Raw genomic sequence first — 12137 nt, forward strand, 5'->3', positions numbered from 1 at the left:
GCGCATGCGGGCTTTTTCGCATTAGTACCCTTCATAGTGAGAAAAGAATCGTGTGAAGAATAATGCGATAACGTGCGGTCGAAGGCGCAAGGGTGCTTTTGCTCGCGGCAATAATGCCAAAGAAGTTTGGGTACAGTGGGGTACCTAAGAAGGAAGAGAAAGAAAGAATTATGGAAAAAATTGTCGAATCCTTTGAGTTGTATGGCAAGCAATACCGCCTGGAAACCGGCGAGCTCGCCAAACAAGCAACAGGAGCTGTTGTAGTTACTCAAGGAGATACGACCGTCTTGGTAACTGCTGTCATTTCTAAGGAAGAACGTGACTATGACTTCTTCCCGCTGACAGTTGACTTTATCGAGAAAATGTATGCGGTAGGTCGCATACCTGGTGGTTATCTTAAGCGTGAGGCGCGTCCTTCAGAAAAAGGAACGCTCACTGCGCGCATGATCGACCGCCCAATTCGCCCTGGTTTCGTTGATGGCTTTAAGCGTGAAGTTCATATTGTTGCAACAACGCTTGTGGTTGACTCAATTAATCCACCTGACACCATTTGTGTTGCTGGTGCGTCTGCGGCTTTAATGCTAGGTGCAGCTCCTTTTGATGGACCTGCAGCGTGCGTTCGCATTGCACGTAATAAAGATACACATGAGTTCATTGTGAATCCAACCTTTGAAGAGCAGGAAAACTCAGATCTTGAATTAACTATTGCAGGTACAGCTGACTATATTTCAATGGTTGAAGCAGGCGCTGATGAAATTCCTGAAGACGTTATGTTGGAGGCTATGACATTTGGTCAAGAGGCAATTGCGGCATTCTGTGAAGCCCAGCAGCGCTTTATTGATCGTTGTCATGTTGAGCCTCGTGAATGGCCTGTTCACGTTGCTGACGATTCAATTAAATTGCGCATTGAGCCGTTCTTGGATCAGATGAGTGCATGTCTTCATGATGCTGACAAACTCTCTCGCATGCAAAATGTTGAAGATTTGAAGACTCAGATCATGGAAACTGAATTCAGCGAAGAAGAGCGCGATGCCTGGAAGGCAGATATTGCTGCGGAGCTTAAGAGCCTGGAAAAGAAGGCTATGCGCGCAATGGTAATTGAGACAGGGGAGCGTGCTGACGGTCGTCGTCCTGACGAGATTCGTCCGCTCTATATTGTGCCAGGATATCTTCCGCGCGTTCATGGTTCTGGCTTGTTCCAGCGTGGACAAACGCAAGCGCTTTCTATTTGTACACTTGGTATGCTCAACGAATGGCAGCGTCTTGATACAATAGATCCCGTTGAAGGCAAACGCTACATGCACCAGTACAATTTCCCGCCATATTCTACCGGCGAGGTTGGACGTATGGGTTCTCCGAAGCGTCGCGAAATTGGACATGGTGCATTGGCTGAGCGAGCACTCCTGCCGGTGCTTCCAAATGAAGATGAATTCCCGTATTCAATTCGCGTGGTAAGCGAGATCTTGGAGTCTAATGGATCGTCTTCTATGGCTTCAACTTGTGGTTCTACTTTGTCGCTTATGGATGCTGGTGTGCCTATCAAGGCTCCTGTTTCTGGTATAGCAATGGGTCTGATTAAAGAGGGCGATGACGTGGTAATCCTCTCTGACATTCAAGGTCTTGAAGATTTCTTGGGTGATATGGACTTTAAGGTTTGCGGTACCGAGAAGGGTATTACTGCTCTTCAGATGGATAACAAAGCAAAAGGTCTTTCAGTTGACATCCTTGCTCGTGCTCTTGCTCAAGCAAAAGAAGGACGTGCATATATCCTCAATGCCATGCTTGAGGCAATTCCTGAGCCGCGTGCAGAACTATCTCAATTTGCACCTCGCATTGAGACTATTCACATTCCTGTTGATAAAATTCGCGACGTTATTGGCTCAGGCGGTAAAGTTGTTCGCGGTATTCAAGAGGAGACGGGTGCTCAGATTGAAATCCTTGAAGATGGCACTATTCATATTGCTGCCATTGAAGGACCTGCGGGTGATGCCGCAAAGGCAATGATTTTGGGCATTGTTAAAGAGCCTGAGGTTGGCGAAGAGTACGAAGGCGAAGTAGTTGGAATCAAAGATTTTGGTGCTTTTGTTAAACTAACGCCCTCAAAGGATGGTTTGTTGCACATTTCACGCGTTGCAAATGGTCGCGTGGGTAAAGTTGAAGATGTCTTAAACGTAGGTGACATTGTTAAGGTCAAGGTTATTGAGGTAGATGCAAATTCTGGCAAAATCTCACTTGATCGTCTTGACAAACCTGATGCTCCTGCGGCTCCTGCAAAGGATTCGCATGGTTCAGGAGAAGCTAAAGATGCTGAAAAACGTGGGTCGCGTCCAAATCGTACGCCACGTCGTCGTCATGACTCTAAATAACCACTCTGTCTTATAACTTGTGAAAAGCCGCTTTTCAAAGCGGCTTTTCGTGTACGAAATGAGGTTAAGATGATTACGGTAGCTGTTGCAGGTTGTGCAGGCCGCATGGGACATACAGTGGTTGAAGCTGTGAGTGCTGCACAAGATATGTCGGTTGCATGTGGTATAGATCCGCATGCTGAAGCTACAGGTTTTGATTTTCCGGTGTTTGCTAGCGTGCAAGATGCGATTGATCATGCCGATTTTGATGTCTTGGTGGACTTTACGCGACCAAATGTTGTTGCTGACAACTTGGCTGTAGCGCTTCCTGCGGGCGTTGATTGCGTGGTAGGTACTACTGGACTTTCAACGGAGACGCTTCAGGATCTTGCTGCATTGGCTCCTGAAGGAACATGCCTTTTTTATGCACCTAATTTCACTACTGGTGCTGTTTTGATGATGCAATTTGCAAAAGCTGCTGCACCTTATTTCCCTGAAGCAGAAGTCATTGAATATCATCATGCAAAGAAGCTTGATGCTCCATCTGGTACTGCGGTTCGCACAGCACAAATCATCTCTGATGCGCGTCAGGCTCGCGAAAGTGACGCACCTGGTAAAGAGACTGAGATTGAAGGTGCAGAAGGTGCGCGCGGTGCACTTATTGAAGGCGTGCCCGTTCATTCAGTACGAACAATGGGATATGTGGCAAGTCAAGAGGTGATTTTTGGCTCATTTGGTCAGACATTAACGATCCGTCATGACTCGTGGGATCGGAATTCCTATATGCCAGGTGTCTTATTGGGTATCCGTTCGGTGGCGGATTGTGCAGGTCTGGTTGTCGGTTTAGAGAACTTCATGGTCTAGTATTTAGATGCGTGGCATAATAGAAGCACGTGTAGTAGTGCACGTTAGTTTGTGAAGCATAAGGTTAGGAGCGAAGATGACGCAGCCGCTTTTTGGTCGCATGATACCAGCGATGGTGACGCCGTTTGATGAAAATCGTGAGTTAGATCTTGATCGAGCAGCGCAATTAGCCAAGCGTTTGGTAGATGGTGGCTCTGATTCGCTCATTATCAACGGAACGACTGGTGAGAGTCCAACGGTTTTCTATCCTCAGAAAATGGATCTTTTCCGTACCGTAGTGGAAGCCGTTGGCGGTCAGGTACCAATCATTGCTAATGCTGGGGATAACTGTACAGCTGACACCGTAGATTTTGTTCAAGACGTGGCAAAACTTGGTGTAGATGGCATTATGTGTGTAGTTCCCTATTACAACAAACCTCCGCAAGAAGGCATGTATCAGCATTTTGCTGCTATTGCTCAAGCGGTTGACTTGCCTATTATTCTTTACAACATTCCTGGTCGTTGTGTGGTTAATATGACCGCTGAGACAACGTTGAGACTTGCTCATGATTTTGACAATATCGTTGCTATTAAAGAGGCGTCAGGCAAATTTGATCAAATTGAGGCCATTATCAAAGATGCCCCCGCTGGTTTTAGTGTTTACTCTGGCGACGATTCGGCAACGTATGACATTATGAAGCTTGGTGGAGTAGGCGTTATCTCTACTATTGGAAACGTAGCACCTGGGCGCATGAAAGAAATCACTGATCTTTGTGCAGCAGGTGAATGGGAGGCAGCTGCGGCGGCAAATCATCGTCTCATGCCTCTGATGGAAGGACTTTTTGAGACTTCCAACCCCATATTGGTTAAAGAAGCTTTAAAACTTATCGGTTTCCCTGTGGGTGGCGTTCGCCTTCCACTTGTGGATGCAACGCCAGAGCAATCTGAGCGTTTAGCTTCGATAATGCGTGAGGTTGGGGTGCTCTAAAGATTAATATTTATACGAAGTTTAGATTGGAACAGTATGCAAAGTACATCATCACGCACCCCGCGTGAATCTTCTGCTGCTCAAAATAAAGCAGCAGATAGAGTTGCTGTTGAGCAAAAAGCAGCTCAAAAACGCACTCCGCGAAAACGAAGTAAACTTAAAACAAATACATCGTCTAAAAAAGAAAACTCTACAAGCACAGAGCTTCAGAAACAAAAGAAAGCTCTGCCAGCTGCATCGCAGCAATCAAAAGCTTTAGGTCCACAAAAGAAGAATGGACACCAAAAGCAAAACGAGCGAAAAAGCTACAAGCATGTACAACTTGAGCGGAAACGTCCTCAACTGAGCAAAGAAGGCAACACCGCTCAAAGAACGCGTGATCGCAATAATAAGCAAGCACGTAAAAGCTTTGATTCGAGTTGGAAAAACCCTAATGCAACCTTAAAGATTATTCCGCTTGGCGGTTTGGATGCTATTGGCAAAAATATGACTGCTTTCGAATGCGAAGGCGACATGATATTGGATGATGCAGGATTAATGTTTCCTGATGACAATCATCCTGGAGTAGATCTTATTTTGCCTGATTATACTTATATCCTAGAAAATGCTCATAAGCTTCGCGGTATTGTTATTACGCATGGTCATGAAGATCATACTGGATCGTTGCCTTACTTATATAAAGATCTCGACCGCGATATTCCTATCTACGGTACCAAGATGACGCTGGGTCTAATCGAGGGTAAGTTTGCAGAGCATAAGATCAAAAATGCCAAATTGATTGAAGTAAAACCTGGTGATGTAATTCAATTAGGCTGTTTTACTGTAGAGTTCTTCGCCGTGAATCACTCCATCCCCGGCGCAGTGGGGCTGTTTCTCCAATCTCCGGCTGGCAATGTTTTGCATACAGGAGACTTCAAGCTTGATCAAACGCCTATTGATGGCGTGACCACTGATTTTGCAGCACTGGCGCGCTTTAGCCAGGCTGGTGTTGACCTTATGATGAGCGATTCAACCAATGCGCAAAATCCTAACTTTACGCCAAGTGAAGCAGAGGTTGGTAAGGAGCTCGCAAAGATCATTTCGCAAGCAAAAGGCCGCGTGATCATTGCCTCGTTTGCAAGTCACATTCATCGCATGCAGCAAATTTGCGATGCTGCGGTAGCAAACGGACGTAAGGTTGTTGTCACCGGACGTTCTATGATTCAAAACACTGACATCGCGCGAAGGTTGGGTTATTTAGATATTGCTGATGATGACTTAATTGATGCCTACGATCTGAAAGGCATTCCACCCGAGAAAGTTGTCATTATGTGCACCGGTAGTCAAGGTGAGCCTCTGTCTGCGTTAGCGCGTATCGCAAATGGTGAACATAAAACGATAGATATAGAGGCAGGGGATACGGTTATTATTTCTGCAACTCCGGTTCCTGGCAACGAAAAAGCGGTAACGCGTGTTATTAATTCGCTTGCAAAAATCGGTGCCGATGTCTATGACAAGTCGCGTGCGCGCGTACATGTTTCTGGACATGCGGGCGCAGAAGAACTTAAATTGGTGCTCTCAATTGTTCAACCAAAAGCTTTTATGCCTGTTCACGGTGAGGCAACCCATCTTCGCGCGCATGCTCGATTAGCTGAAGCTACAGGTGTTTCAGAAGACAACGTTTTTATTTGTGAAAACGGAGAAACTTTGGAACTGAGTACGCGTGGGGTAGAACGTGGCGAAGTTGTTCAAAGCGGTATCGTGTTTGTCGATGGTCTTTCTGTGGGAGATACATCCCAAGGTGTTCTTGATGAACGAAGTGCTTTGTCGTCTCAAGGTTTTGCAACAATTGCTTGTGCTATTAACCTCAAAAAGCGCACCCTGGTCAGTGATGTACTTGTTGAGATGCACGGCATTTCGGGTGGAGACGATGACTTTTTGGTCAATGAGGCGGAAAGTACTGTTCGTAACTCACTCCAGCGTGCACTCTCAAAAGAGGGCGGCATTCGCGAGTTGAAAAAGACGGCGAAAGACGCTTTGCTTTCGCTCCTTTGGGAGCGCACTAAGACCAGACCAATGGTGGTAGTGAGCTTAGTTGTTGTTTAGGGTATAATGAGGTGCTTACTCAGCTAATAGGGTAAGCACCTCTTGTGCATGTAGCTCAAACGAAGTTTAAACGAAGTATAAAAGGAGTATGTTGTGGCTCAATCCAGAGCATCTTCTCAACGCAACTCGCAAAAACCAAAAAAGAATTCTCAGAAAGCAGCAACTCCCTCAAAGCAACCACAGCGAGGGAGAAACCAAGTGCAGCCGCAAGCGAAATCTCAGCCGCTTGTTGATGATCGTGCTCGTCGTGATATTACAGGGCTTGCCTTTATTGTTTTAGGCGTTGTGCTCTTTGTTGCTGCCATTTTGCGCTCTGACGCTGTCGTGACATCATTTATTTCGCAGGCTTTACACCTATCACTTGGCATTGGTGCATATTTGCTTCCCATCATGTTTGTTGTTATTGGTGCAAGCATGTTTGTGCGATTCGATCGCGAACGCGTACCAACACGTGCAGCTGTTGGTTTGGTTATGATTGTTGTTGCAATACTTGCACTCACTTCGTTATTTACTCCGGGATTGTCTGCTGACACGGCAGCTGTTATGTTTGAAGCTGATGAGTTAGTAGCTCGCGGTGGCTATCTTGGCGCTGGAATTGCTTGGGTTGGCGTGAACCTTTTTGGGCAAATTATCAGCAGCATCATTATGTTTGGTGTTATGTTTGCAGGCCTCATTGTTATTGGTTTCTCCATATCTAATATTATTGAGCGTGTGCAACAAGCCCATTTAGAACGTATGGAAAAAGAAGAAGCTGCGGGTCAAGTTATGCCAGCACCGCCTCTGGTGCGCCGTCCTGCTTATGGAACACAAATGCCACTTTACGATGAGGCAGATCCCCTCAGTCAAGCACAAACACAACAATTTGAAGAGGAGACGCCGCAGACTCGTCGTATTACTCAAGGAAAAACACGTCGCCACTCTGCTTCGTTCGATTCTAGTGATTTTGAAGCTCATTATGAGCCTAATGAGCAACAGATGCTCACCCGCAAGCTCGGAAAGAAGCAGGACGAACAAGCAGAAGCGCAGACCAAACCTCTTCCCAAGAAGAAATCTAATAAAAAAGCTGAAGTTGAGCAAAAGCCAGCTGTCTCTCGTCCTACTGATGGCTTTGAATTGCCTCCAGCGAATATGCTTACGCGTACCCGCGCAAATGCCAAAAATGGAGCAAGCGAACAAGAGCTGCGTGCTACAGCAATGCGTTTGCAGGAAACCTTGGAAGACTTCGGGATTATGGCGCAAGTTGTTGGATGGACATCAGGGCCTACGGTCACGCTTTTCAAGATTGATTTGCCTGCAGGTGTCAGAGTAAGTCGCGTAACAGCACTCAATGACGATATTGCTCTTGCTTTAGCCGCACCTGGCGTTCGCATTTTTGCCCCTATTCCGGGAACTAATTATGTGGGCATTGAGGTTCCTAATGCCACGCGCCAAATGGTGCATTTGGCAGACGTGCTTGATAGCGCTGAAGCTGGACCTTTGCAGGTTGCTATTGGCAAAGATGTTGAGGGTAACTCAATTGTTTCAGACTTGGCATCTATGCCCCATGTTCTTATTGCAGGCACAACAGGTTCTGGTAAGTCGTTTGAGATTAACGCCATGATCATGTCTATTTTGATGCGAGCAACGCCTTCTGAAGTTCGCTTCATTATGGTTGACCCAAAGCGCGTTGAATTTGAACCCTATAACGGTATTCCTCATTTGTATGTTCCTGTTGTCACTGAATGTGGGGAAGCTTCAGCTGCTCTTGGCTGGGCGGTAGCAGAGATGGAGCGCAGACTAAAACTCTTTTCAAAAGTAGGAGTTCGTAACATCTTAAGCTTCAACGAGAAGGCAAAGGAGGCGCTTGCTCAGCAAGAAGCGCAGCAACAAACGCAAAGTGAAGATAATGCTGAAGCCTCTGATGGGGCTCAGACAGTGCCGTTTGAGACAAGTGAACAAGTGGCTGAAAATCCTTACGGAGACCCGCTTCCGTATATTGTGATTGTCATTGATGAGTTAGCTGACCTCATGATGAATGTTGGCAAAGAAGTAGAATTCTCAATTAGTCGAATTGCGCAGCTCGCTCGTGCTGCTGGTATTCATCTCATCATTGCCACCCAGCGACCTTCAACGAATGTTGTGACTGGTCTCATTAAAGCTAATATCACCTGCAGAATTGGACTTACGGTGGCAAGTGGTATTGATTCGCGAGTTATTTTGGACACGACAGGCGCTGAAGATCTCTGTGGCAAGGGTGACTTGTTATTCTCTAAGCCTGAGTATGCGAAACCAGTTCGCACCCAAGGTCCGTTTGTCAGCGATGAAGAAATTGCGTCTGTAGTGAATTTCTGGAAGGCACAAGGCGAGCCTGAATATCATTCGGAGATTCTTCAAACCAACATGATAACCCTTGGCGCCTCAGCTCCAGATGGTAGTGGCGGTCATGGTGGAAATGACGATCCGTTGATTTGGGAAGCTGCCGATATAGTCGTTTCATCTGGTTTAGGTTCCACTTCGGCAATTCAGCGTCGTTTAAGTGTCGGCTATGCGCGAGCAGGGCGTATAATGGATATGCTTGAAGCTAAAGGTATCGTGGGGCCGCCTAATGGGTCTAAGCCACGTGATGTTTTGGTTGATGCTATGGAACTTGAGACGCTCAAGGCATTCGAGATGAATGACGAGTAGTACTCGAAAGGATATAACATGCCTCAAATGAGCTTTGGGATGATATTGCGGGATGCACGTGAGCGAAAGGGTTACGACTTGTCTGAAGCGGCACGTCGCCTTCGTATTCGCCCTGATATTTTGTTGGCCATTGAGGAGAATGATTTCTCACGTATGCCTCCGCGCGGATACACGCGAAATATGGTTAACGCTTATGCGCGTTTAGTTGGCTTAAACCCCACGGAACTTACGCGCATGTACCTTGATGAGGCTTATGCTTTTCAAGTAGGGCGTGCCCGCAATCAATCTCGTGCTACTGCGCAGTTTGATATGGGAGCTGCTTCTCGGACATCGCGCCTTTCGCGCAAAAGAGAGCAAGCTCAGACAGAACAAACCGAGCGTGCACCTCGTCAAAATGCTTTCGGACGCATGATGTATGACGATCGTCGCGATTATGATAAAGATTATGATAGAAGCGGTTATCAAGGAAGGCTTTATTCCAGCGAACGCACTCATCAGAGTAGACATACCGCGCTACCAACATCGCAATATACCAATTTCTACGCAGGTCCTAAAGTTCAAAGCATGTTGCAATCTAAATTGCCGATTTTTATAGCATGCGGTGTTATAGCGCTCTTGCTTATCATTGTTTTGTTCTTGGTATTTGGAAACCATGGATCAGATGATGCTGATGCTCCAAAGGTTCCCGTTGTAGGAATTGATGATACAACTGGCGGTGGTGAAGGAACGGAAGATACTCAGACACCAGTAACACCTACTGAGGTCGCGCCAACCTCAGTAAAGGTAACCTATTCAGTTGCTAGTGGTGTAGATGCTTATGTAGTAATTACTAATAATGGTGAAATTACTGAAGAAATGCTATCTGGTCCATCTGAGCAAAGTGTTGATGTAAATGGAACTTGGTCTTTAGCCACTTATGTAACCGATGGTGTGACGGTAACCATGGATGATAAACCACTATCTTTTGATAGTGTTGATGCTAATGGTATTCCTGAGTGTATTGTGGATTTTGATGCATATCTTGAGTCTTGGTATCAAGAACATCCCAACGTGGAGCGTCCTAAAGATGCTACGCAGAATACGACGAACAACACAGGAGCCAATGGCGCCAACGCAGGGAATAATACTCAAAATAGTACACAGAATAACAATAACCCCGCTCCTTCAGGAGACGGTACTGTAGCGCCTCAAGCTAACAGCGTTTCTGATGCAGCTGGTGCACAGGCATCAGGCGGGGACAACACAGCTAACCCTGTTTCAAACGACATGGGTACAGGTGATCTGAATGCAGCGTCTGGTTATGGCGACGCCTCGCAAGTAAATGGATATCAAGATACTGTGGCGCAAGCCTAATATCTATTTTGTGAAAGGATAATATCGTGGCAAAAGAATCAAGTTTCGATGTAGTGTCGAGCGTTGATATGCAAGAGGTTGATAACGCCTATCAGCAAGCAAAGAAGGAACTTTCCCAGCGTTATGACCTGAAGGATTCAGGTGCTGAGATTACGCTTGATAAAGCTAAAGGCACAATTACTGTTGCAGCTCCTGCTGAGTTTGTTGCCCGTCAAGTAATAGATGTTATGGGTTCAAAACTCATTAAACGTGGTATAGATTTAACCGCTGTGAAATGGGGGGATCCGCAAGCAGCAACCGGACAAAGTGTTCGTCAAGTTGCTACTATTGTTGAGGGCATTGACAAAGAAACCGCAAGCAAGATCAATAAAGATATTAAGGCAACCAAGCTTAAGGTAAAGGTTCAAATTGAGGGTGACAAACTTCGTGTAAGCTCTGCATCACGTGACACGTTGCAAGAAGTTATTGCATTCTTAAAGGGACAAGATTACGGTCAACCTTTGCAGTATGTTAACTATCGCTAACCTCAAGGAAAGCTTTTGACATCTCTATGATTTCTCACATTTCAGACGCGCATATTGCGTGCATAACGTTGGGTTGTGCAAAGAATGAAGTGGATACCGCACATATGCAGCAACGACTGCGTGCGTGCGGTTTTTCATTGACGGATGACCCGGAAAATGCTGACGCAATAATTATTAACACTTGTTCATTTATACAAAGTGCTACCGAGGAGAGCCTTGAAGCTATCTTTGAGGCGGCGGGATATGAAAACGTCAATGCGGGTGCTCCGCTTATTGTGACTGGTTGTATGCCTGCACGCTATGGTGATGATTTAGCTCAAGAACTTACTGAAGCATGCGCCTTTGTACCTTGTTCTAAAGAAGATGACATTGCAGAGGTGGTAGCGCACGCATTAGGAGTTCCTCTTACTACCAAAGAAGAAATGCCTCAAGATGAGTTTGCACTTATGTCGCCTGGCGTATTTGCTTATGTAAAGATCTCTGATGGTTGTGACAGGTTTTGTTCTTATTGCACCATTCCTTTCATTCGCGGACGCTACCATAGCTTTACTTACGAAGCAATTTCAAAAGAAGTATCGCAGCTTGTTAAACAGGGAGTAAAAGAAATAGTTCTCATTGCTCAAGATACTGGGAGATGGGGGAGTGATTTTGAGCAACCACTTAGTCTCGCGTGGCTTGTTAATAAACTGGCGAAAGCTTTTCCTCATACCTGGTTTCGCGTCATGTATATACAGCCAGAAGGCATAACTGATGAGCTGCTTGAGGTAGTAGAGCAACATAGTAATGTCTGCAGCTATTTTGATATTCCCTTGCAGCATGTTGAACCTGCATTGCTAAAAGCAATGAATCGTCGAGGATCTTACGAAGAATTTATTGAACTTATCAACCACATCAAAGAGCGTGTGAGCAATGTTGTTCTTCGAACAACGCTTATTGCCGGTTTTCCTGGTGAAACGGAAGAACAATTTGAGAATCTTTGCAGCTTTGTTGAAGAAGGATACTTTGATTACGTAGGTGTCTTTGCGTATTCTCGTGAAGAAGGAACTAAGGCTTACAATCTTCCTGATCAAATTGAAGAAGATGAGAAGAACTACCGTGCCCAGACACTTCGCGATATAGCAGACAATGTTTGTGCGCTCAAAGTAGCTGAGCGTATTGGGAAGACATTTGAAGTACTCATTGAAGGCTCAGAGGAAGACGGTCAATTATACGGTCGTGCTCAGTGTCAGGCGCCTGAAGTTGATGGCGTAACATATGTTGATAATGGTATTCCTGGCGAAATAATCCCAGTCACTATAGAAGATACTCTGCTTTATGAAATGGAAGGGGCATAGC

At 45.8% G+C, this 12137-nt stretch carries 8 protein-coding genes; all 8 read left to right on the forward strand.

Annotated elements, in window-relative coordinates; all coding sequences use genetic code 11:
* Positions 1-170: 170 nt before the first annotated feature.
* The 8 genes from pnp (at position 171) to rimO (ending at position 12136) form a co-directional block, all read left to right on the forward strand.
* Positions 171-2366: a polyribonucleotide nucleotidyltransferase gene (gene pnp, locus NFR28_RS06080; protein ID WP_251178944.1), complete on the forward strand. Its 2196-nt coding sequence runs from the start codon at positions 171-173 to the stop codon at positions 2364-2366.
* Positions 2367-2435: 69 nt separating this feature from the next.
* The gene (gene dapB, locus NFR28_RS06085; RefSeq protein WP_251178945.1) at positions 2436-3209 is read left to right on the forward strand and encodes a 4-hydroxy-tetrahydrodipicolinate reductase; all 774 of its coding nucleotides are present in this window, start codon (positions 2436-2438) and stop codon (positions 3207-3209) included.
* Between the two features lie 76 nt (positions 3210-3285).
* Positions 3286-4176, forward strand: coding sequence for a 4-hydroxy-tetrahydrodipicolinate synthase (dapA, locus tag NFR28_RS06090; RefSeq protein WP_251178946.1), 891 nt, complete (start codon positions 3286-3288; stop codon positions 4174-4176).
* Between the two features lie 36 nt (positions 4177-4212).
* Positions 4213-6261, forward strand: coding sequence for a ribonuclease J (locus tag NFR28_RS06095; RefSeq protein ID WP_251178947.1), 2049 nt, complete (start codon positions 4213-4215; stop codon positions 6259-6261).
* 93 nt (positions 6262-6354) lie between these two features.
* Entirely contained in the window at positions 6355-8925 is a 2571-nt protein-coding gene (locus NFR28_RS06100) for an FtsK/SpoIIIE family DNA translocase (RefSeq protein ID WP_251178948.1), read from the forward strand.
* Positions 8926-8943: 18 nt separating this feature from the next.
* Positions 8944-10278 (forward strand): helix-turn-helix domain-containing protein, encoded by a 1335-nt coding sequence (locus NFR28_RS06105; protein WP_251178949.1) that lies wholly within the window; start codon positions 8944-8946, stop codon positions 10276-10278.
* Between the two features lie 26 nt (positions 10279-10304).
* Positions 10305-10802, forward strand: coding sequence for a YajQ family cyclic di-GMP-binding protein (locus NFR28_RS06110; RefSeq protein ID WP_251178950.1), 498 nt, complete (start codon positions 10305-10307; stop codon positions 10800-10802).
* Positions 10803-10828: 26 nt separating this feature from the next.
* Positions 10829-12136: a 30S ribosomal protein S12 methylthiotransferase RimO gene (gene rimO, locus NFR28_RS06115; protein ID WP_275556969.1), complete on the forward strand. Its 1308-nt coding sequence runs from the start codon at positions 10829-10831 to the stop codon at positions 12134-12136.
* Position 12137 lies beyond the last annotated feature (1 nt).

Source organism: Adlercreutzia agrestimuris (assembly GCF_943193125.1).
Taxonomy (GTDB): Bacteria; Actinomycetota; Coriobacteriia; order Coriobacteriales; family Eggerthellaceae; genus Xiamenia; species Xiamenia agrestimuris.

Excerpts from the sequence above, each read along its gene's own strand:
- dapB (WP_251178945.1), top strand. The coding sequence starts at position 2,436 with ATGATTACGGTAGCTGTTGCAGGTTGTGCAGGCCGCATGGGACATACA.
- NFR28_RS06105 (WP_251178949.1), top strand. The coding sequence starts at position 8,944 with ATGCCTCAAATGAGCTTTGGGATGATATTGCGGGATGCACGTGAGCGA.
- rimO (WP_275556969.1), top strand. The coding sequence starts at position 10,829 with ATGATTTCTCACATTTCAGACGCGCATATTGCGTGCATAACGTTGGGT.
- NFR28_RS06095 (WP_251178947.1), top strand. The coding sequence starts at position 4,213 with ATGCAAAGTACATCATCACGCACCCCGCGTGAATCTTCTGCTGCTCAA.
- pnp (WP_251178944.1), top strand. The coding sequence starts at position 171 with ATGGAAAAAATTGTCGAATCCTTTGAGTTGTATGGCAAGCAATACCGC.
- dapA (WP_251178946.1), top strand. The coding sequence starts at position 3,286 with ATGACGCAGCCGCTTTTTGGTCGCATGATACCAGCGATGGTGACGCCG.